Origin of the sequence: Burkholderia aenigmatica (assembly GCF_902499175.1) — a bacterium.
In the GTDB taxonomy this organism is placed as follows: Bacteria; Pseudomonadota; Gammaproteobacteria; order Burkholderiales; family Burkholderiaceae; genus Burkholderia; species Burkholderia aenigmatica.
This window is the reverse complement of record NZ_CABVQC010000002.1, coordinates 98,189-119,353: the sequence shown is the minus strand read 5'-3', so window position 1 is coordinate 119,353 and position 21,165 is coordinate 98,189. Positions and strand designations below refer to the sequence as shown.

The 21,165-nt window shown below is 65.4% G+C and carries 21 protein-coding genes; 13 read left to right on the top strand and 8 right to left on the bottom strand.

The window, feature by feature from the left end:
• Positions 1-154 precede the first annotated feature (154 nt).
• Positions 155-619: an Lrp/AsnC family transcriptional regulator gene (locus BDO18943_RS02330; protein WP_175021065.1), complete on the top strand. Its 465-nt coding sequence runs from the start codon at positions 155-157 to the stop codon at positions 617-619.
• A gap of 6 nt (positions 620-625) precedes the next feature.
• Here BDO18943_RS02330 and BDO18943_RS02325 read toward each other — a convergent pair whose 3' ends face one another.
• The 4 genes from BDO18943_RS02325 to BDO18943_RS02310 all read right to left on the bottom strand — a co-directional run bounded on the left by BDO18943_RS02325 (position 626) and on the right by BDO18943_RS02310 (position 4,058).
• Positions 626-2,050, bottom strand: a complete 1,425-nt coding sequence (locus tag BDO18943_RS02325) for a sensor histidine kinase (protein ID WP_175021064.1) — start codon at positions 2,048-2,050, stop codon at positions 626-628.
• Positions 2,026-2,691 carry a response regulator transcription factor gene (locus tag BDO18943_RS02320; RefSeq protein ID WP_175021063.1) on the bottom strand — a complete coding sequence of 222 codons (666 nt, stop codon included), beginning with the start codon at positions 2,689-2,691 and terminating at the stop codon, positions 2,026-2,028. Before BDO18943_RS02320 ends, BDO18943_RS02325 begins: the two co-directional genes overlap by 25 nt.
• A gap of 87 nt (positions 2,692-2,778) precedes the next feature.
• Positions 2,779-3,219 (bottom strand): hypothetical protein, encoded by a 441-nt coding sequence (locus BDO18943_RS02315; RefSeq protein ID WP_175021062.1) that lies wholly within the window; start codon positions 3,217-3,219, stop codon positions 2,779-2,781.
• A gap of 56 nt (positions 3,220-3,275) precedes the next feature.
• The gene (locus tag BDO18943_RS02310; RefSeq protein ID WP_175021061.1) at positions 3,276-4,058 is read right to left on the bottom strand and encodes a COG4705 family protein; all 783 of its coding nucleotides are present in this window, start codon (positions 4,056-4,058) and stop codon (positions 3,276-3,278) included.
• A 248-nt stretch (positions 4,059-4,306) separates the two neighbouring features.
• Here BDO18943_RS02310 and BDO18943_RS02305 point away from each other — a divergent pair, with 248 nt between their 5' ends.
• Entirely contained in the window at positions 4,307-5,407 is a 1,101-nt protein-coding gene (locus tag BDO18943_RS02305) for a saccharopine dehydrogenase family protein (protein WP_043182990.1), read from the top strand.
• A gap of 96 nt (positions 5,408-5,503) precedes the next feature.
• On the opposite strand, the gene BDO18943_RS02300 is transcribed toward BDO18943_RS02305, so the two are convergent.
• Together BDO18943_RS02300 and cydX are read right to left on the bottom strand one after the other, a co-directional pair.
• A complete protein-coding gene (locus BDO18943_RS02300; RefSeq protein ID WP_043182988.1) occupies positions 5,504-6,121 on the bottom strand; it encodes an AAA family ATPase in 618 nt (205 codons plus the stop codon).
• Positions 6,118-6,264 (bottom strand): cytochrome bd-I oxidase subunit CydX, encoded by a 147-nt coding sequence (gene cydX / locus BDO18943_RS02295; RefSeq protein ID WP_043182986.1) that lies wholly within the window; start codon positions 6,262-6,264, stop codon positions 6,118-6,120. Before cydX ends, BDO18943_RS02300 begins: the two co-directional genes overlap by 4 nt.
• Before the next feature lie 179 nt (positions 6,265-6,443).
• Here cydX and corA point away from each other — a divergent pair, with 179 nt between their 5' ends.
• Complete coding sequence (gene corA / locus BDO18943_RS02290) at positions 6,444-7,421, top strand: magnesium/cobalt transporter CorA (RefSeq protein ID WP_089450554.1); 978 nt, start codon at positions 6,444-6,446, stop codon at positions 7,419-7,421.
• 13 nt (positions 7,422-7,434) lie between these two features.
• On the opposite strand, the gene BDO18943_RS02285 is transcribed toward corA, so the two are convergent.
• Positions 7,435-7,722 (bottom strand): YciI-like protein, encoded by a 288-nt coding sequence (locus BDO18943_RS02285; protein ID WP_043182983.1) that lies wholly within the window; start codon positions 7,720-7,722, stop codon positions 7,435-7,437.
• 256 nt (positions 7,723-7,978) lie between these two features.
• A complete protein-coding gene (locus BDO18943_RS02280; protein WP_175021060.1) occupies positions 7,979-8,467 on the bottom strand; it encodes an adenosine-specific kinase in 489 nt (162 codons plus the stop codon).
• Between the two features lie 143 nt (positions 8,468-8,610).
• Between BDO18943_RS02280 and BDO18943_RS02275 the strand changes: the two genes are divergently transcribed.
• The 10 genes from BDO18943_RS02275 to BDO18943_RS02230 all read left to right on the top strand — a co-directional run bounded on the left by BDO18943_RS02275 (position 8,611) and on the right by BDO18943_RS02230 (position 21,164).
• Positions 8,611-9,600, top strand: a complete 990-nt coding sequence (locus BDO18943_RS02275) for a cysteine synthase A (RefSeq protein ID WP_175021059.1) — start codon at positions 8,611-8,613, stop codon at positions 9,598-9,600.
• 110 nt (positions 9,601-9,710) lie between these two features.
• Positions 9,711-10,196: an aminoacyl-tRNA deacylase gene (locus BDO18943_RS02270; protein WP_175021154.1), complete on the top strand. Its 486-nt coding sequence runs from the start codon at positions 9,711-9,713 to the stop codon at positions 10,194-10,196.
• A gap of 827 nt (positions 10,197-11,023) precedes the next feature.
• Positions 11,024-11,722 (top strand): energy transducer TonB, encoded by a 699-nt coding sequence (locus BDO18943_RS02265; RefSeq protein ID WP_043183188.1) that lies wholly within the window; start codon positions 11,024-11,026, stop codon positions 11,720-11,722.
• An 86-nt stretch (positions 11,723-11,808) separates the two neighbouring features.
• Positions 11,809-12,723 carry a MotA/TolQ/ExbB proton channel family protein gene (locus tag BDO18943_RS02260; RefSeq protein WP_175021058.1) on the top strand — a complete coding sequence of 305 codons (915 nt, stop codon included), beginning with the start codon at positions 11,809-11,811 and terminating at the stop codon, positions 12,721-12,723.
• Between the two features lie 20 nt (positions 12,724-12,743).
• Positions 12,744-13,166, top strand: coding sequence for an ExbD/TolR family protein (locus BDO18943_RS02255; RefSeq protein WP_011352158.1), 423 nt, complete (start codon positions 12,744-12,746; stop codon positions 13,164-13,166).
• A gap of 175 nt (positions 13,167-13,341) precedes the next feature.
• The gene (locus tag BDO18943_RS02250; RefSeq protein ID WP_048022780.1) at positions 13,342-13,773 is read left to right on the top strand and encodes an ExbD/TolR family protein; all 432 of its coding nucleotides are present in this window, start codon (positions 13,342-13,344) and stop codon (positions 13,771-13,773) included.
• Between the two features lie 16 nt (positions 13,774-13,789).
• Positions 13,790-14,980 (top strand): tetratricopeptide repeat protein, encoded by a 1,191-nt coding sequence (locus BDO18943_RS02245; RefSeq protein ID WP_175021057.1) that lies wholly within the window; start codon positions 13,790-13,792, stop codon positions 14,978-14,980.
• Between the two features lie 302 nt (positions 14,981-15,282).
• Positions 15,283-15,858, top strand: coding sequence for a helix-turn-helix domain-containing protein (locus BDO18943_RS02240; protein WP_175021056.1), 576 nt, complete (start codon positions 15,283-15,285; stop codon positions 15,856-15,858).
• A gap of 348 nt (positions 15,859-16,206) precedes the next feature.
• Entirely contained in the window at positions 16,207-19,014 is a 2,808-nt protein-coding gene (locus BDO18943_RS02235) for a TonB-dependent receptor (RefSeq protein WP_175021055.1), read from the top strand.
• A 239-nt stretch (positions 19,015-19,253) separates the two neighbouring features.
• Positions 19,254-21,164, top strand: coding sequence for an extracellular solute-binding protein (locus BDO18943_RS02230; RefSeq protein ID WP_175021054.1), 1,911 nt, complete (start codon positions 19,254-19,256; stop codon positions 21,162-21,164).
• Position 21,165: the final 1 nt, after the last annotated feature.

Sequence of the window (21,165 nt, the reverse complement as noted above, 5' to 3'; positions counted from 1 at the left end):
CAGCAGTGAATGCGACACTTGCTTACATCCGATACGAATCGAAATTGAAAGGTTCGTATCGGATCCGGGCGAGGTCGTTTGGGCGCGCCGGCGTTCGGCGCTATCATCGCGTCACCTTCCACTCAGCCGGCGCGTCGTGCCCCGGCCCAGCCTCATGCGTCCACCCCGCCTCGACCAACTCGACGATCTCGACCGGCAACTCGTCGCGCTGCTGCAAGCCGATGCGCGTGCCAGCGTCGCGGATCTCGCGCGCCAGCTCGACGTGGCGCGCACGACGGTCGTCGCACGCATCGCGCGGCTCGAACGCACCAACGTGATCGCCGGCTATAGCGTCCGGCTCGGGCAGGACGTGCTCGACGCGAGCATCTACGCGTATGTCGGCATCATCCTCACGCCGAAGTTCGGCAAGGACGTGTTGCGCAAGCTCGACCGGATGCCCGAAGTGCAGTTGCTGTGCGCGGTGAGCGGCGAGTACGACTACGTCGCGTGGCTGCGCGCCGATTCCCCTGAACGGCTCAACGACCTGCTCGACCAGATCGGCACGCTCGACGGCGTCGAACGCACGACGACGTCGATCATCCTGTCGCGCAAGATCGATCGCGGGACGATCGGCGGCTGACGCGCGTCAAGCGCGGTGTCCGTCGCGCCGTGCGTGTTGCATCGGCGTATCGGTACGGCTGTCGGGCTGCGTCGCCCCAGGCGGACGCGCAAGCGGAATCCGCACCGAGATGCGCAAGCCGCGCGATTCCGCTTCGTCCGCATACGCGAGCGTGACGTCGGCGCCCATCCGGTCCGCGACGATCTTCACGATCGACAGGCCGAGCCCGGAGCCGATCTGCGCGTTGCCGGGCACCCGGTAGAACGGATCGAACACGCGCTCGCGTTCATGCGGCGCGATGCCCGGCCCGGTGTCGGTGATCGTCACGTACGCGTGCGTGTCCGTGCGTTGTGTCGACAGGTCAACACGTCCGCCCGGCGGCGTGTAGCGGATCGCGTTGTCGACCAGGTTCATCACGAGCGACACGAGTTCGAGTTCGTCGACGGGCACCGAGGTATCCGGGCCGTCTTCGATGCCGATGTCGAGGGTTTTCGCGTCGGCGAGCGGCATCAGGTCTTCCAGCGCGCGGCGATAGACCGCATGAACCGACACGTCGCCAGGCGGCGCCGCTGGCGCGCTTTGCGCCCGTGCGAGTGCGAGCAGCTGCCCGATCAGGTGGCGGCTGCGGTCGAGCCCGCCGCGCAGCGCGGCGAGCCGCGCGCGCGCATCGTCCGGCAGGTCGGCATCGGCGAGGCGCTCGGCCTGCAGCGACATCGCCGTGAGTGGCGAACGCAGTTCGTGCGCGGCATCGGCGACGAAGCGGCGCTGCGCGGCGACCGACTGCGCGACACGCTCGAGCATCCGGTTGATCGCGACGACGAACGGCCGCACCTCGACCGGCACGCGATCGGCCGGCACCGGGCGCAGGTCGTGCTCGTCGCGTGCATCGATGCCGGCGGACAGCGCGGCCACCGGGCGGAACAGCTTGCGCACGAGATCGGCGACGAGCAGCAGCAGGATCGGGACGAGGATCAGCAGCGGCAACGCGGTGCGCCACGCGCTTTCGCGTGCGACGTCGTCGCGCATGCCGGCTTCCTGCGCGACCGCGATGCGCTCGCCGTTCGCGAAGGTCCGGACCATCACGCGATACGTGCTGCCGCCGGCATCGACCGTATGCAGCCCGTCGGCGAGCGTCGGCGCCAGCGCGAGCCGCGGCGCGCCGTCGCCGCCGGGTTGCGGTGCGCCGCCGAGCGGCTGCACGAATACGCGCGACAACTCGTCGCTTTCGCGCGCGGGCCCGCCGGCGGCGGCATGGAGCGACGGCGCACGCTGGCGGTCGAGCAGCGTCGCGACCTCGCGCAGCACGTCGTCCTGCAGCTCGTGCGCTTCGTCGAATGCCGATGAAAACGCGAACGCGGCCGCGGCCGTCGCGACGACCAGAATCGCGGCCGACAGCGCGACCGACAGGCGGAACCCGATCGACTCGCTCAGGCGTTTCTTGAAACCATCCATCCCGCCCCCCTGACGTTCTTGATCACGGTGCTGCCGAGCTTGCGGCGCAGCGAATGGATCAGGAATTCGACCGCGTTGCTTTCGACTTCCTCGCCCCAGCCGTACAGGCGATCCTCGAGCTCGCGCCGCGACAGGATCGCACCCGGGCGCACCAGCAGCGCACGCAGCAGCGAGAATTCCCGATTCGACAGCGGCACCGGCGCGTGCCCGTCGACGGTGGCCTCGCGCGTCGACGGATCGAGCGACACGATCCCGTTGCTCAGCAGCGGCGCGGCCGAGCCGGCCCGGCGCCGGATCGCGACGCGGATCCGCGCGAGCAGCTCGGCCATCTCGAACGGCTTCACGATGTAGTCGTCGGCGCCGCCGTCGAGGCCGCGCAGGCGATCGTCGAGCCCGTCGCGGGCCGTGACGATCAGCAGCGGTGCGCTGGCGTCCTTCGCGCGGATGGCGGCCAGCACGTCGAGCCCGTCGCGGCCGGGCAGGCCGAGGTCGAGCAGGATCAGGTCGTAGGGCTGCGCGGCGAACGCGGTCAACGCGCGCGCGCCGTCGGTGACCCAGTCGGTGGCGTACGACGCATCTTTCAGCGCCGCATGGACGGCCTCGCCGATCATCGGGTCGTCTTCGACGAGCAGTATTCGCATGCGTGTTCTCCGTGCCGCGCAAACGCCGCCAGCGTATGCGATTCCCGCGCGGGCGTCACGTGTCGCGTGCCGCCCGCGCGGCAATCCTCATTTGCCGCTGAACCGGTCGAGGGCCGCGAGCAGGCTCTTCATCGCGGCGGCCGAATCGGCCTGGGTCGGATGGTCGGCGCGCAGCGCGGAAAGCGCGCGGTCGATTTCCTGGTCGACCATGTGCCAGTCGGCGGCGGCGCGCGGCTTGAGACCGGCTTCGGCCGAGTCCCACGCGATCTCGAGATCCTTGATGCGCGTTTTCGCGCCGGGCAGGTCGCCCTTGGCGACGAGCGCGTTCACGTCGACCGCGATCGTGCGGAATTGCGACAGGTCGCCGAGCTTCGATGCGTGGGCCGCTGCCGGCGACGCTGCGGCCGAGGCGGGCAGCGAACTCGATGCGTTCGCATCCTGCTGCTTCGAACAGCCGGCGGCGGCGCCCAACAGGGCAATCGTGGCTGCGGCTACGGCGAGACGGGAAACGGGATGGGGGATGCGCATGGCGTGTCCTCGATTCGATGAACGGAAAGTACGGAAAGAACGGAACGGAAAGAGCGTCAATCGGCGGTACCGGCACGCGTGCGCGGGCCGCTGCCGAACTGCGCGACGGCGACGAGCAACACGATCACGGTCAGGAACAGCAGGCTCGTCCATGCGGCGCCGAAGCCGAGCCCGCCATAGGTGCGGGCCTGCGTGAGCAGGTCGCCGAGCGATGCGCCGAACGGGCGCGTCAGGATGTACGCGATCCAGAACGTCAGCACGGCGTTGACGCCGAGCCGCCACATCACGAACACGGCCGCGATCAACGCGCCGAAGCACAGCGCGCCGAGCGTGAAGCCGAGCCCGAGCGCCTCGGTCGCGAGATCGCCTGCGGCGGTGCCGAGCGCGAACGTGCAGAGGATCGCGGCCCAATAGAACAGCTCGCGCCGCGGCGTGACGATCGTCTCGATCGACAGCGTGCCTTCGACGCGATGCCACACGAAGAAGATCGCGGCGAGCGCGACGGCAAATGCGGCGGTGCTCGCATAGAGGCTGACGTTCAGGCCGTCGGTGAGCAGGTCGGTGATCTGCGTGCCGACGATGCTGACCAGCACCACCGTGAGCCAGTAGATCCACGGCACGTAGCGGCGCGTGCGCAACTGCAGCCACAGCGCGACTGCGAGCAGCGACGCCATCGCGATGCGCGTGACGGTCTGGCCGAGCCCTGCGTTGACCGCGAGAAAGTCCGCGCCGGTTTCGCCGACCGTGGTCGACATGATCTTGATGATCCAGAACGAGAGCGCGACGTCGGGCACCTTGTTCAGCCAGTGCGACGTGCGGTTGACGGGCAGGGATTGCATGCGATGCCTCCTTGGCGATCGGGTGGTCGGCATGCAGTCTGAAACGGAAGACTTAGGCCAGCCATAGCGAGGCAGGCAGCGGGAAAAAAGCGTCGTTTCGACGTTTCGACGAAATGTGTCGTCGAAGCGTCGAAATTATCGGTCGTTTCGCATCATTCTTCGTCTTGGAACTGATTTTGAGCGTCCCTAAACTGTGTTCATGGCTCAACGCCGTTCACAACACCAACCCATCATCAGGAGATAAGCGCATGAAAATCGCCATCGTCGGCGCAGGTCTGATCGGCCACACCATTGCTCACATGCTGCGTGAAACGGGCGACTACGAAGTCGTCGCGTTCGATCGCGATGCGGATGCGCTTGCGAAGCTGTCGCGTGAAGGCATCGCGACGCAACGGGTCGATTCGGCCGACGCGAACGCGATTCGCGAAGCAGTGAAGGGCTTCGATGCGCTCGTCAACGCGCTGCCTTACTACCTCGCGGTCAACGTTGCCGCCGCCGCGAAGGCTGCCGGCGTCCACTACTTCGACCTGACCGAAGACGTCCGCGCGACCCACGCGATCCGCGAACTGGCCGAAGGCTCCGACCGTGCGTTCATGCCGCAGTGCGGCCTCGCACCGGGCTTCATCGGTCTCGCCGCACACGAGCTCGTGAACGGCTTCAGCGAAGTGCGTGACGTGAAGATGCGCGTCGGCGCGCTGCCCGAGTATCCGACCAACGCGCTGAAGTACAACCTGACGTGGAGCGTCGACGGCCTGATCAACGAATACTGCCAGCCGTGCGAAGCGATCCGCGACGGCCGCAAGCAGTGGGTGCAGCCGCTCGAAGGCCTCGAGCACTTCTCGCTCGACGGCACCGAATACGAAGCGTTCAACACGTCGGGCGGCCTCGGCACGCTGTGCGAAACGCTGTCGGGCAAGGTCGAGACGCTCGACTACAAGTCGGTGCGCTATCCGGGCCACCGCGATCTCGTGCAGTTCCTGCTCGAGGACCTGCGTCTGTCGACCGACCGCGACACGCTGAAGTCGATCATGCGCCGTGCCGTGCCGTCGACGAAGCAGGACGTCGTGCTGGTGTTCATCACGGTGACGGGCGTGAAGGACGGCCAGCTGGTGCAGGACGTGTTCACGCGCAAGATCTTCGCGAAGGACGTGTGCGGGATGCACATGAGCGCGATCCAGATCACGACGGCCGGCGCGATGTGCGCGGTGCTGGATCTGTTCCGCGAGAAGAAGCTGCCGCAGAGCGGTTTCATCCCGCAGGAAAAGGTGTCGCTGAAGGCGTTCCTGTCGAACCGCTTCGGCAAGCTGTACGAGGGCGGCACGATGGAGCGTGCGCACGCGGTGGCCTGACCACCTGCCATCCTCTGGCACGAGGGCCTTACGACGCCGGGAGCGCAGCAGCGCTTCCGGCGTTGTTTTTTGCGGGTAACGAAAAAGAAGGGTCGGTCAGGCCGGCAGCGGCGGGACGATCGTTGCCGCCGGAGGCGGAGGCGCGATGCGGTACAGCAGCGCATCGACGTCCTTGTCGGAGGGGGCGGTGTTGTCAAACATCACGATGCCGTCGCATTCGTGGCCGGTCGGCACGAAGCGGCGCTGCCGGTATTCGTCCCAGTGCGCGAGCTTGTAGGCATCGTTCGGGTTGCCGCGCGCGACGATCCGCTGGTGCGCGACGTCTTCCGACGTGTGAACCCAGACGACCGTCAGCGTGACGTCGGGCGCGATGCCGAGCCACGCGCGGTCGAGAATGCGGCGATCGCGCACTTCGCGCGACAGCGGGCCGACGACGAGTGCGCCGATGCCGAGCGCGAGATTTTCACGGGCCGTGTCGAGCAGGCCCTGGTATTCGGGATCGCGCAGGTGCTTCAGGTAGAGCGGGCTGTCGCGGTCGTTCGGATCCTCGGTGAGCGCGCCCATCGCGGCCGAGCTGTAGCGGCCGTACAGCGTGTCCTTGTCGAGCAGGCAGAAGGCCTCGCCGGTCGCGCGCATCAGCGGCCCGATGAGCCGCTTCGCGAGCGTGGTCTTGCCGGTGCCGGCGTGACCGCAGAAGAACACCAGATGCGTCACGAAGCCTTGCCTCCCGACCGCGGGCTCGACGCGCCGTTGCGCTTGTCGCCGCGCGAGAAGACTTCCGCTTCCAGCCACATCGCGTTGATGATGCCGAAGCCGAGCGCCACGCCGATGCCGAGTATCCACGAGAAATACCACATGGGTCTGTCTCCTTGACGGTTGGGCCGCACGGCCGTGCGGCGTGTGGTTCGAAGTGTCCCGATACGCATGCTGCGGTGCATGCAGCCCGATCATGACCAATATCGCCGTGCCGCGCAAGCCGGGCCGCCTGCGCAGCAAACCGGTAAACTGATGCGCAAACTGCAACATCACGGACAACATGCTGATCAACTGTGCTGCATACCAGGACGGCCGCAAGCTGGCCGACATCGATATCGACGCCATCAGCGACTACGTGTCGAAGCCCGAATGCTTCGTGTGGGTCGCGCTGAAGGATCCGACGCCTGCCGAACTCGACCTGATGGGCGAGGAGTTTGGGCTGCACGAACTGGCGCTCGAGGATGCCCGCAAGGGGCATCAGCGACCGAAGATCGAGGAGTACGGCGATTCGCTGTTCGCGGTGCTGCATATGGTCGAACTGGACGACGACGATGAATTGAATGTCGGCGAGCTGAACGTGTTCGTCGGACCGAACTACGTGCTGTCGATCCGCAACCATACCGAGCAGGATTTTCGCGATGTGCGCAAGCGTTGCGAGCGCGAGCCGCATCTGCTCCAGGAAGGCTCGGCATTCGTGTTCTACGCGCTGATGGACCAGGTCGTCGACCGCTATTTCCCGATCCTCGAAACGCTCGGCACCGAACTCGAGGCACTCGAGGACCGCATCTTCGCGAAGGCCACGCCCGCGTCGTCGCGCGCGATCATCGAGGATCTCTATTCGCTGAAGCGCCGGCTCGTGATGCTGTACCAGCACACGGCGCCGTTGATCGAGCCGCTCGCGAAGCTCACCGGCGGGCGCATTCCACAGGTCTGCAGCGGCATGGAGCCGTACTTTCGCGACGTGTACGACCATTTGCAGCGGATCGTGAAGACGATCGAAGGGCGGCGCGAGATGGTGGTCACGGCGATCCAGGTCAACCTCGGGATGATCTCGCTGGCCGAAAGCGAAGTGACGAAGCGGCTCGGCTCGTTCGCCGCGCTGTTCGCGATCCCGACGATGATCGCCGGCATCTACGGGATGAACTTCGCGAACATGCCCGAACTGCACCTGAAATACGGTTTCTACGGCTGTATCGCCGTGATGGTCGTCGCCGATTTCGCGCTGTGGTGGCGATTCAAGCGAGCAGGGTGGCTGTAGTCCCGCGTCGCGCCTAGCGCGGCGCGTGCTTGCCGATCACGACTTGCCACGGACGCACGCGCCACGATTTCACGACGCCGTTCTGCACGTACGGATCGGCGCGTGCAAACGACTCGGCCGCCTCAGGCGAATCCCCTTCGAACACGAGCACGGCCTGGTCGGCCGGGTCCGACAGCGCGCCGGCGAGGACGAGCTCGCCGCGCTCGGTCGCGGCCTGAGCCAGCGCGAGGTGCTGGGCGCGGAACGGTTCGCGACGGGACAGGTAATCGTCGACGAGTTCGTAGATCAACTGGTAATGCATGGTGGCTCCGGTAGGAATCGCGGCGGCCGGTGGGTGTGTCAGCGCACCGTCAGTCAGTCTGCTGCGGGCAGTATAGGGCAGGCGGACGGTAGCGGCACGACAGGAGCGGCACGACAGGAGCGGCACGACAGGAGCGGCGGCGCGCGTTCGTTCCGATAAACGCAACTAACGGTCTGAGCGTCATCCGTCCTGAAGTCCCGGCCGCAACGCGCCTTCGATGCAGCCAGGTCTACAGGCCGGCGCCGGCGGTCTGTCCCTACGCCTTGTAGCCGATCGTGCGCAGCAGCTCCTTGCGCCAGCGGACGTCGTCGTCATTTTCGACACCGAGCGGCCCAAAGCCGTCGACGACGCCGACGATTCCGCGTCCTTGCGCGGTTTCCGCGACGATCACGTCGGTCGGGTTCGCGGTCGCGCAATAGATCCGGCAGACCTCCGGCACGGCCTTGATCGCATTGAGGACGTTGACCGGATAGAACCCGTCGCCGAGGAACACGATGAACGCGTGACCGGCGCCGATCGCGCTGGCGTTGCGGCATGCCAGTTCGACGAGCGCCGCATCGGTGCCGGAGTGGCGCACCAGCCGCTTGCCCGACGCCTCGCAGAAGGCGAGCCCGAAGCGGATGCCGGGCACGGTGCCGACCAGCGCCTCGTGGATGTCCTCGACGGACTTGATGAAATGCGACTGGCCGAGGATGAAATTCACGGTCTCGGGCTTGTCGATGGCAACGGTTTGCAGTTGCAGCATGGAGGACCTCGTCTCGCGATGCGGCGCGTGCGCCGCAATGGGCTCTTCAAGCTTAATACGCGGCGGCCGGCGACGAAAGCCGCGCGGGCGGCCTATCCTTCGTTGTGTGTGGCGCGCGCTGCGCGAAGGCAACGGAGGCAGACATGGACGTGCGACAAGGCTTCGTCGACTGCGTGGGGCGCACGCCGCTGATTCGCCTGACGAAGCTCAGCGCCGAGACGGGCTGCGAGATCCTGGGCAAGGCGGAATTCATGAATCCGGGCGGGTCGGTGAAGGACCGCGCGGCACTGTACATCATCCGCGACGCCGAGCGGCGTGGCGTGCTGAAGCCGGGCGGCACCGTCGTCGAGGGCACGGCGGGCAACACCGGCATCGGTCTCGCGCACATCTGCGCGGCGCGTGGCTATCGCTGCGTGATCGTGATTCCCGACACGCAATCGCCGGACAAGATGGCGATCCTGCGCACGCTCGGCGCCGAGGTGCGCCCGGTACCGGCGGCACCCTATCGTGACCCGAACAACTATCAGAAGATTGCCGGGCGGCTCGCGGACGAACTCGACAACGCCGTGTGGGCCAATCAGTTCGACAACGTCGTCAATCGTCAGGCGCACTACGAGACGACCGGGCCCGAAATCTGGCGCGATACGGCGGGCACGATCGATGCGTTCGTCTGCGCGACCGGGACGGGCGGCACGCTGGCCGGCGTGAGCCGTTATCTGAAAGAGCAGAATCCAGACGTCCGGATCGTGCTGGCCGACCCGCACGGCAGCGGGCTCTATGGTTACGTGAAAACGGGCGACCTCGGCGCGGAAGGCAGCTCGATCACCGAAGGCATCGGGTCGACGCGCGTCACCGAGAACCTGGCGGGCACACCGATCGACGACGCCGTGCGGATCGACGATCAGCAGTGCGTGACGATGGTCTACCGGCTGCTGCGCGAGGAAGGGCTGTACGTCGGCGGATCGAGCGGCATCAACGTCGCGGCGGCGGTCTGGCTGGCCGGCCGGATGGGCCCGGGGCACACGATCGTGACCTTGCTGTGCGACCGTGGCGACATCTATCGCGCGCGGCTTTTCAATCGGGAATGGCTGCGGGAAAAGGGGCTGGACCCGGGGACTGAACCCTGGCGTTGAGCCCGTGTGCGGCGCGGGAGAGGCGAGGATTTCCATCCGCCCGAATGCGACCTATGCTGAACGAATCCGGAGCGAACTCCGTTCGCCCGATCGTTCAGACGAGGTGTGCCATGCCTGTGTCAGCCACCCTGCAGGATTGCCTGCGTCAGAAGTCATCGCGGTACGAAGTGGTGTACCACCCCTATAGCCATACGAGCATGGAGACGGCCGCTGCCGCGCATATTCCCGGCGATCGCCTCGCGAAAACCGTGCTCCTTGAAGACGACGAAGGCTACGTCGCCGCCGTATTGCCGACCACACATGCCGTGCGCCTGTCGGATCTCTGGGTGAAGACGGGACGCCATCTCGTGCTCGCCCGGGAGGCCGAGCTGCGCGAGCTGTTCAAGGATTGCGACATGGGTGCGCTGCCGCCGGTTTGTATGGCGTACGGAATGAAGACGTTTCTCGAGGAACGTCTCGCGCAGCAGCCGGAAGTCTATTTCGAGGCCGGCGACCACGAAGCGCTGATCCATATGATGCAGGATGAATTCCTGATGCTGATGGAGACGGCCGAGCGCGCGCATTTCTCGCACAAGATGCAGGGCATGCAGTCCTGACGCGCGCGGCGCGTTGGTACGGGGCGATGCGAGTGTGACAACGCTGCGTGTCGGGGGATGGGGTGTGTCGCGAGATAGTTAATTCGATGTGCGAAATTATCGTGATTGCTTGGCGATGATGAGTTAAGGCTATAACTTGTATCGCATTGCAGATTAACTGTCTGGATATCGATGCTGCTTCAGACGTTTTTAGGAAGCGGTGTAGACCAGCTCGATGCGGTCGACAAGCGTATCGGGCGACCGATGCGGACGTCGACGAGGCGAGGACGCACACTCTGCCGCTCCCTTCCCAGCCGGCTCATTTTGGTGCAGCGCGGGAAATATGCCGTTATTTATGTTGAAGCGGCTTAATATCCGATTTTTCATATATCCATACAATTCAATTACCGTTTTAATAATAAAAGTTTGATTTGTGCTTACTGGAATATTATTTGAATAAACCCTCCAAACTTTGTATTCGGGTATCAAATAAAGTTTGACGTCAAAATTTTTTCCTTGCTATCTTCTGCTCCCAAGTGAACGGCACAAATGACATCACCGTGTAACGAACGGCGAACCGTCATGCGAAACACAAGGTGCCGCCCGCTCAGCTGACAATTGCCTGAACGTGCAGGCGCGTGGTTTTCCGGTTCAATGCCGGGCCGCGCCGGCCGGAACGATTCCTTGAAAAAGAATGAATTGGAATTCGAATGCAATTCTTTCAATTCGGATTGCTAATTGAATTTGAAATGAAATGTTCGCGTTGATGCGATGGCGATGCCGACCTGGCTTCGCCGCCGGCAGCAATCCGAAACTGGGCGAATCGCTTGGGGGATGGGATGGTGGGCATGAAAGTCGAAGAACGTCTGGTTACGTCGAACAGCGGACTGGCTACGCTGGGCCGTCCGCGAGAGTTCGGCAAGAAGCAACAGAATCCGGTGCGCCGGTTCGGTGGCATCGGAATCGTCCTGGTGCTGCATGCAGTGCTGATCTACGCGCTGCTCAACGGCCTCGCGACGAAAGTCGTGCAGGTGATCCAGCATCCGATCGAAACCCGCATCATCGAGCCGGTCAAGCCACCGCCGCCACCGCCGATGCCCGTGGTCAAACTCCCGCCGCCGAAATTCGCGCCGCCGCCGCCGCCGTTCGTCCCGCCGCCGGAAGTGCCGGTGCAGGCGCCGCCGCAGGCGACGATCACGCACCAGTCGGCCCCGGTACCATCTGCGCCGGCCGTGCAGGCGCCGGTCGTGGCGCCTCCGGCCCCGGCCAAGCCCGTCAGCCATGACGTAGGCGTGGTCTGCCCGAATTCGGACACGCTTCGCGCGTCGATCCAGTATCCGAAGGAAGCGCAGGAAAACAACATCACGGGCGACGTGACGATCGAGTTCGTCGTGGATGCGGAAGGGAACATCACGAACGAGCGCGTGGCGCAGTCGGCGGATCCGATCCTCGATCGCGCGGCCTACAACACCGTGAAACGATTCAAGTGTGTCGCGCAGGGCCAGTCGGTGCGGGTCCAGGTACCGTTCTCGTTCAATCTGAATTGATGCAGTGGGCGGCCCGGCGCGAACCGGGCCGGGGAAAACCATCTCGAACTGACGTATTAAGTTCACCGAAATAATTGGAGTGGGGTATGACGAAGCGTTCACTGGCCGCGCTGGCGGCAAGCATCCTGATGTCCGTCGCCGCAATCGACGGGTTCGTTGCGCCGCAGCTCGCCCATGCGCAGGCAAGCGGCGCGGCCGGCACATCGGCGCAGGCCGCGGCGCCGTCGGCCGCACCGGCCCCGGCTCCGGCCGCTGCCGAGCCGGCTCCGCCGCCTGCGCCGGCCACGACGGAAGCAGTCGAGAATCCGTACGGGCTCGGCGCGCTATGGAAGAACGGCGACTTCGTCGCTCGTTTCGTGCTGATCCTGCTGGTGATCATGTCGATGGGAAGCTGGTACATCATGATCACGAAGTTCGTGGAACAGTTGCGCGCGAATCGCCGCGCGAAGCTGGCGGATGCGCAGCTCTGGTCCGCGCCGTCGCTGGCCGAGGGCGCCAAGCTGCTCGACGAGGCGTCGCCGTTCCGGTTCATCGCCGAAACGGCGATCGAGGCCGGCGAGCACCATGAAGACGCGCTGCTGGAAGCGGTGGACCGCAATACGTGGATCGACGTCTCGGTCGAGCGCTCGATCACGAACGTGTCGAACCGGATGCAGGACGGGCTGGCCTTCCTGGCCACGGTGGGCTCCACCGCGCCGTTCGTCGGGCTGTTCGGCACGGTCTGGGGGATCTATCACGCACTGACGGCCATCGGCATTGCCGGCCAGGCGTCGATCGACAAGGTCGCGGGCCCGGTGGGCGAGGCGCTCATCATGACCGCGATCGGCCTCGCCGTCGCGGTGCCGGCGGTGCTCGGTTACAACTTCCTGGTCCGGCGCAACAAGTCGGTGATGGAGCGGGTCCGCAACTTCGGCGCGCAACTGCACACGGTGCTGCTGGCCGGCAATCGGCGCCCGGGGCGCGCGGCGGCGTCGCCGGCAGCCGCGTCGCTTGCGAACTGATCGGCTGACGGAGACGCGCGATGGCCATGAACGTCGGGCAGGACGATAGCGACGAGGTGATCGCCAACATCAACACGACGCCGCTCGTCGACGTGATGCTGGTGTTGCTGATCATCTTCCTGATCACGATTCCGGTCGTGACGCACACGATCCAGCTTCAGCTGCCGAAGGAGACGGTGCAGCCGCTGCAGACGACACCGAAGAGCATCGAGATCGCGGTGAACCGCGACGGCGATTTCTTCTGGGGCGAGCAACTGGTGGATGCGCAGACGCTGCTTGCGAAGCTGAAGGGCGTGTCGCAGCAGCAGCCGCAGCCGAGCGTCCACGTGCGCGGCGATCAGAACACGCGCTATGAGTTCATCGGCCGGGTGGTCACGATGTGCGAGCGCGCGGGGATTGCGAAACTGTCGTTCATTACGGAGCCGCCTGCGCGCGGGGGATAGTCGCGCACGGGAATGGGGGTGAAACAGGGGGCCGGCGGCAGGTTTGAGGCACTGACGCTGGTCGACGGTGACGCACTGGGCCGGTGTAAGGGAAAAAGCGCTGGCGCGGGTCGACCGTGAAGTATGGGGGCTGCGTAGGTGCTAAGGCGCTAACGTGGATCGACAGGAGTCGACGATGGGAATGAATGTGCCTTCGGGCGGAAGCAACGCCGAACCGGAAGTGATGGTCGATATCAACACCACGCCGTTGATCGACGTGATGCTGGTGTTGCTGATCATGCTGATCATCACGATCCCGATTCAGATGCATTCGGTGAAGATGGACCTGCCGGTGGGTAATCCGCCGCCGCCGGCCACGCCGCCGGAAATCGTGCAGATCGACATCGACTTCGACGGCACGACGACATGGAACGGTGCGCCAGTACCGGACCGCACAGCGCTCGAGGCAAAACTGACCCAGGTGGCGGCGGAGCCGGTACAGGCGGAGATCCATCTGCGCCCCAACAAGCTGGTGCCGTACAAGGATGTGGCCGCCGTGCTCGCGTCCGCGCAACGCGTGGGCGCGACCAAGATCGGCCTGATCGGTAACGAACAGTTCATGCAATGACGACACGGACGAGCCGATGAACCAGCGACGATGGAAACGGATGATGGCGGTGACGGCGCTCGGCGCGGCAGGCATGCTCGGACGCCCGGCGTTGCCGGCGGACGCGCTGCGGCCTGATGTGGCGAAACCGTTGGCGGCCGCACAGGAGCTGTACCGGGCGCACAAGTATCGCGACGCGCTGGGCAAGATCGCCCAGGCGGCCGCCGTGCCGAACCGGACGCCGTACGAAACCTATATGGTCGAAGAGATGCGCGGCGCGGCGGCGATGGCGGCCGGCGACACGGGCACGGCTGCGCAGGCGTACGAAACCGTGCTGAATTCGGGGCGGCTGTCGGGCGAGGATGAGCAGCGGACAACGGCGGCGCTGGCCGGCATCTACTTCCAGCAGAAGAACTATCCGCTCGCGATCCGGATTGCCCAGCGCTACCTGAAGGCAGGTGGATCGGATCCGGAAATGCGCACGCTGCTCACGCAGTCGTACTACCTGTCAAACGATTGCGCACCGCTCGTGAGTCAGTTGAAAGCGAGCACGGACGCGCAGGCGAATGGCGGACACGCACCGGATGAAGGGCAGTTGCAGATGCTGGCGACCTGCGCGCAGAAAGTGAAGGACGGCAACGCGTATCGCAGCGCGCTCGGGCTGCTGGTGGCCTACCACCCGAGCCCCGCGTACTGGGACGAAATGGTCACGGCCATTCGCGGCACCCCCGGCTATCTGCCGTCGCTCGATCTCGACATCTACCGGTTGCGGCGGGCAACGGGCTCGCTCGCGTCAGCGAACGCGTACATGGAGATGACGCAGCTCGCGCTGGTTGCGGGGTCGCCCGCCGAAGGCAAGCAGGTGATCGACCAGGGGTTCGCGTCCGGCGTACTCGGCAAGGATGCACAGGCCGACCGCGAGAAGCGGCTGCAGGCATTGGCCGCGAAGCGCGCGCAATCGGGCGGCGACGCCACGACGCCTGCGACGCCGATCGATGCGGGCATGAACCTCGTCTTCGAGGGCCATCCCCAGCAGGGGCTGCCGATGATGGAGCAGGCGATCGCGAAGGGCGGAATCGAGCATCCCGATGCGGCGCGACTGCGGCTCGGCGAGGCGTACTACGTCGCCGGCCAGAAGGCGCGTGCGGTCCAGGTACTGCGCACGGTGAAGGGAACCGACGGTTCCGGTGACCTGGCGCGCCTCTGGACGGTGGTGGCATCCCGGTAACGCAACGGAAGGGTACGACGGCGCGCAACACGGGCGCGGTCGGCAAGCGGTGTGCCGCCGCGACAGCACCGATGCACGACGGGCAGGTCGGCCGATGGAAAGGGGCAGCCTTGTTGATTAGTAAACCGAACGAAATGTGCGAGGGCTGCGTGGCCGCGCGACGCGGGTGCCATGCCGCGCCGCGCGTGGCTCTCAGGCCACGGAAGCGTGCAGCCGGGTATCGCGCCGGGCCGGTCGCGTCACGGCATGGGGCGCGTCTTGACGACATCAAACCGATTTCGACTGCGAGGGTCCGTCTTTCCATGGTTTTGCCCCCTGATGAGTCGGTGCTCGTCGCCGTGTCGCTAGGCAACAAGATCCGGGCGCTGCGCCAGCGCCTGAAACTCACGCTCGACGAAACGTCGACGATCGCCGGCATTTCGAAACCGTTCCTGTCTCAAGTCGAGCGCGGGCGGGCGACGCCGTCGATCACGTCGCTGGTCCGGATCGCGAAGGCGCTGGGCGTGACGATGCAGTACTTCATCGACACGCCGACGGAAGCGCGCTCGGTATGCCGGGGCAACGCGCTGCAGTATTTCCAGTTCACGAACTCGGCCAGCCTGTTTGCCAGGCTGACGAACCTGGTGGACGGCCGCAAGCTCGACGCGATTCTCGTCAGGATGCCGGCGGGGCAGTTGTCGTCCGAGATGACGACGCATGCGGGCGAGGAGTTCGTCTACGTGTTGCGCGGGCAGGTGGCGCTGACGCTCGAGGATTGCACGTTCACGCTGAACGAGGGCGACACCGCGCATTACGAATCGACGATGCCGCATGCGTGGCGCAACACGGCCGACGAAGAGGCGGTGATCGTCTTGGTCGGCACGCCCAGGTTGTTCTAGCGACGGCGGCCGCAGCGGCAAGCCGCCACGAAGGAGAAGTACCCGATCGGCAGTGGAGGGTGTGCATCAAGGCGCGCGTACAGGCTCGCCTTGTACGGAACCTGTTGTCCGTCGAATCGGGAGGAAGCAGGCAATGCGCTCAATGTAGGTGTTTAGTATGACGAATCGAAATAGAAAACGACGGTGATGCTGGATGGTGCGGGTGACCCGAGGCCGATCCGTTCGAGTCGTGGCAGCGAAAGCGTGGCAATCGCGGGTTCCGGTACACGGGCACCCAGGACGCGCAAGGAATTCACAAGGTTCCGGCGCACAGCAGGTGGGGTCTTACTACGAGCGAGAGGGAACGAGATGAAGCAGAGAGTTTTGGCGTTGGCCATCAAGAGGATAGTCTGGGCGGAGCTGGCGCTGACGGCCGCACTGGCGCCGCCGGCGTTCGCCCAGAGCCAGCCGGCGCCGGGCGCCGTCGCGATCGCGGATGCGGTCGCGAACGGCGCGCCCGTGACCGTTGCACAGGCGGGCGGTACGCCGGGTGCCGCCGCTGCCACGGGCACCGCGGCGCCCGATGCGACAGCAGGCGCGGCAGGCGCGGCCGCCGAGGCGACGCCCGCCGCACCCGGTGCGAACGGGCAGGGCAAGGTCGCGCAGATCAAGCGATTCGAAGTGACGGGTTCGCTGATCCGGCAGGCCGACAAGACCGGTTTCCAGCAGGTGCAGACGATCACGCCGAAGGAAATCCAGGCCAGCGGCGCGGTGACCGTCACCGACTTCCTGCGCGACGCGGCGGCCAACTCGGCGAACAGCTGGGGCGAAGGGCAATCGGGCAACTTCGCGGCCGGCGCGGCGGGCATCGCGTTACGTGGCCTGTCCGAGAAGTACACGCTCGTGATGGTCGACGGCCAGCGCGTCGCACCGTACGCATTCTTTTCGAACAGCGTCGACTCGTTCTTCGACCTCAACACGATTCCGCTCAACGATATCGAGCGGATCGAAATCGTGAAGACGGGCGCGGTGTCGCAATACGGTTCGGACGCGATCGGCGGTGTCGTCAACATCATCACGAAACACAATTTCCGCGGCCTGCAGCTCGACGGCAGCCTCGGCAGTGCGATCAACGCCGGTAACGGCGACGGCACGGTGAAGTTCGGCGTGCTCGGCGGCTTCGGCGACCTGAACGCCGACCGCTTCAACGTGACGGCGGCAGTCAGCTACTACAAGTCGAACGGCTTCACGCTTGCCGACCGCGATTCGACGCGCAACCAGGACTTCACGGGCAAGCCGGGCGGCTTCTCGCTGCTCGCGCCGTCGTACTGGAACATGCCCGGCGGCGTCGCGCAGGCGCTGAGCGGAGGCTGCCCGTTCGGCGGCTCGGTGCGTCCGGCCGTGTCGAATTCGTTGTCGGCCGGGTCGCCGGGCACGGTCTGCGCGTACAACACGGCCGAAAGCACGTCGATCCTGCCGATGACCGAGCGCCTGAACGCGAAGCTCCACGGGGACTTCAAGATCGACGACAAGACGACCGCGTTCGCGGATTTCCTCGAGAGCTACAACACGACCACGACCAACGACGGCCTGTGGAACAACGTGATCGGCAATTCGCAGAACCCGGCGCTCGTCTGGAATCCGCAGACGAAGCTGCTGTCGCCGTTCAACTTCACGGTGCCGGTCAGCAACCCGTACAACACGACAGGCGCGGCCACGCCGCTTACCTATGCGTTTCCGAACACGGTCGCGCAGAAGACCTGGGCCAACTACTGGCGTGCGGCCGTGGGTATCAAGGGGTCGTTTACGCTGCCGTACGGCGACTGGGACTGGGCGACGTCGGTCAGTCACTCGCAGAGCACGGTGTCGAACGTGTTCACGAACCAGCTGAACGTCAATGCGCTGAACAACATCTACCAGAACGGGACGTTGAACTTCGCGAATCCGGCGGCAACGCCGAACGCGTTCAACGGGCTCTATCAGGATGCGAACAACCTCGGCATCTCGAAGCTCGACACGATCGACGCGACGGTATCGACGCCGAACCTGTTCCATCTGCCGACGGGCGACGTCGGCATCGGCTTCGGTGCGCAGTTCACGCACCAGAGCGAAATGCTGACGCCGGGCGCCGAATACATGAGCGGGGCCGTCATCACGCCGGATCTCGAGACGGTGGATGGCCAGCGCAACGTCGCAGCCGTCTATTACCAGATCAACGTGCCGATCCTCGAGAACCTGACGTTCAGCCAGGCGGGCCGCTACGACCACTACACGGACGTGGGCGGTGCCTTCTCGCCGCGCTTCGCGTTGCGCTACCAGCCGATCAAGGCGCTCACGCTGTATACGTCGTACAACCGCGGCTTCCGCGCGCCGACCTTCGTCGAGGACAGCAAGTCGCAGACGCTCGGCATCCAGGTCGATCCGGCCACCGGCCAGAACTACACGTCGATCACCGTCGGCAACCCGAACCTCGCGCCGGAACGCACGCGCAACTTCAACATCGGTTTCCAGGTGTCGCCGAGCCGCTACACGGATCTCGGCTTCGACTGGTACAAGATCCGCATCGACAACGTGATCGGCCAGGGCGCACCGTCGCAGATCGCGACCGACCCGACGACGGGCCAGCTGCTGTACAAGGTGATCCCGTACCAGAACCTCGGCTATCTCGACACGAACGGCTTCGAAGGCACGTTCCGCCAGGGCCTGCCGCTCAAGGGCTGGGGCACGCTCACGCTGTCGGGCGACTGGGCGTACATCAACAGCTACAAGATCGGCTTCCCGGGCGGTACGCCGGTCAACGGCGCGGGCAACAACTTCACGATCACGCAGCCGTTCGGCGGCAGCTTCCCGCGCTGGCGCGGCAACACGACGCTGGACTGGAACTACCGGAAGTTCGATGCGGCGCTGACGTGGCAGTTCACCGGCCCGTACGCGCAGAACCTGCTGCCGGCACCCGCGCCGTCGAAGGTCGGTTCGTACAGCCAGTTCAACCTGATGATGTCGTACACGGGCTTCAAGAACTGGACGATCTACGGCGGCATCAACAACCTCTTCAACCGCACGCCGCCGTACGACCCGATCTTCGCGAACGGCACGCTGGATCAGAGCGGGTACGACACGTCGGTGTATTCGTACATCGGCCGGTTTGCGCAGATCGGCGCGACGTACAAGTTCTGATGGCGATCGCGATGCACTGACAGGCTTTAGACCGGCCGCTCCACGTCCACTACCCCCTTTTCGGAGCGGCCTTTTTTCGCCTGGCGCCACGACGGCCCGCAAGCGGGACGCGCGGCGGCGCAGCTCATCCGATCGTGACCAACACGAACCATCCGCGGGACGCAGCCGGCATGCGGCGTCCGGCACAGGCATCGACCGCGCGCAGGCATCACGCCCGCACGCTTCCGGACAGACTGACCATGAGACAGTTGAAATGGCGACGGGCATGCGTACCGCGCCACGCGCACCTGAAGCGCACGCTTACGTGGATGCGCGCCGCGCTGCTCGTGTGCGCCGCGTGGCTCGTGTCGGGCGGCGTCATGCCGCAGGCTGCGCTCGCGGTGCAGGCGATCTCGCAATACGATCATCCGAAGTATCCGCCGGGCTTCACGCATTTCGACTACGCGAATGCCGATGCGCCCGACAGCGGCACGCTCCAGTTCGAAAACTACGACGAAGCGCAAAGCTACGACTCGCTGAACCCGTTCCTCGTGCGCGGCGCGCCCGCGCCGGACATCAAGAACCTGATGTTCGACACGCTGATGCAGCGCAGCTGGGACGAGCTCGCTTCGGAATACGCGCTGATCGCCGACGACGTCGACGTCGCGCCGGACGGGCTGTCGTCGACGTTCCACCTCAACCCGGCCGCACGCTTCTCGAACGGCGACCCGATCACCGCGACCGACGTCAGGTATTCGTTCGATACGCTGACGAGCCCGCAGGCCTCGCCGCTGTACAACGCACAGTTTTCGATCATCAAGCGCGCGGTGGTCGTCGACGGTCACACGGTGCGCTTCGAGTTCAAGCACGCGGAGCGCGACGCTGCGCTGATCGCGGGCGACCTGCCGGTGTTCTCGCCGAAATGGGGGCAGCGCGCGGACGGCACGCGTCCGCCGTTCGACCAGATCGCGAACGTGCCGCCGATCGCGAGCGGCCCGTACCTGATCGACCAGCGCAAGAACGACAAGCAGATCAGTTACGTGCGCGACCCGCACTACTGGGCGGCGAACCTGCCGTCGCGACGCGGCATGTTCCGCTTCGCGCACGTGTCGTTCAAGCTGTACCTGGACCAGTACACGGCGCTCGAAGCGTTCAAGGCCGGCGACATCGACGCGCGCATGGAATACAGCGCGACGCAGTGGGCGCGCAAGTACGTCGGCAAGAATTTCCGCAACGGCATGCTGAAGCGCGGCGAGTTTCCCGACGGCCCCGCGCAGATGCAGGGTTTCCTGATCAACATGCGCAAGCCGATGTTCCAGGACGTGCGGGTGCGGCATGCGTTCGCGCTGGCGTTCGACTTCGACTGGATGAGCCGGATGATGTTCTACGGGCAATACCGCCGGACCAACAGTTTCTGGGAGGCGAGCCCGTTCGCGGCATCCGGCATGCCGAGCGAGAAGGAGCTTGCGCTGCTCGAACCGTTCCGTTCGACGTTGCCGCCGGAGGTGTTCGGCCCGATGGTCCAGCAGCCGTCGACGCTGCCGCCCAACTCGTTGCGCGCGAACCTGAAGGAAGCGCGCGACCTGCTCGCGCAGGCCGGCTGGCATTACCGCGACGGCGCGCTGCGCGACGCGAACGGCACGCCGATGACGATCGAGATCATCGACGACCAGCCCGGCATGGACCGCCTGATCCTGCCGTACACACAGGCGCTCGCGATGCTCGGCATCCACGCGTATCTGCGCGAGATCGACAGCGCGGTCTACCTGAAGCGTCTCGATAATTTCGAGTACGACATGACGACGTACATCTACCTGCCCGTGACGATCCCGGGGGCGGAGCTGACGCGCCGCTTCGGCAGCGCGGCCGCATCGCAGCCGGGCTCCGAGAACTATCCGGGCGTGAAGTCGAAGGCCGTCGATGCGCTGATCCGCGCGGCGCTTGCGGCCGACACGCTCGACGATCTCGAGACGGCGACGCACGCGCTCGACCGCGTGCTGATCAACCTGTACGCGCTGATCCCGCAGTACTACCTGCCGAATGCGCGGATCGCATACAAGGCGACGCTCGGCCACCCGGCGATCGTGCCGGATTCCTATCAGTACGAGGACTGGATCATCGACTACTGGTACGTGAAGCAGCCGGCGGCGACACCCGCGCCGGCGGCCTGAC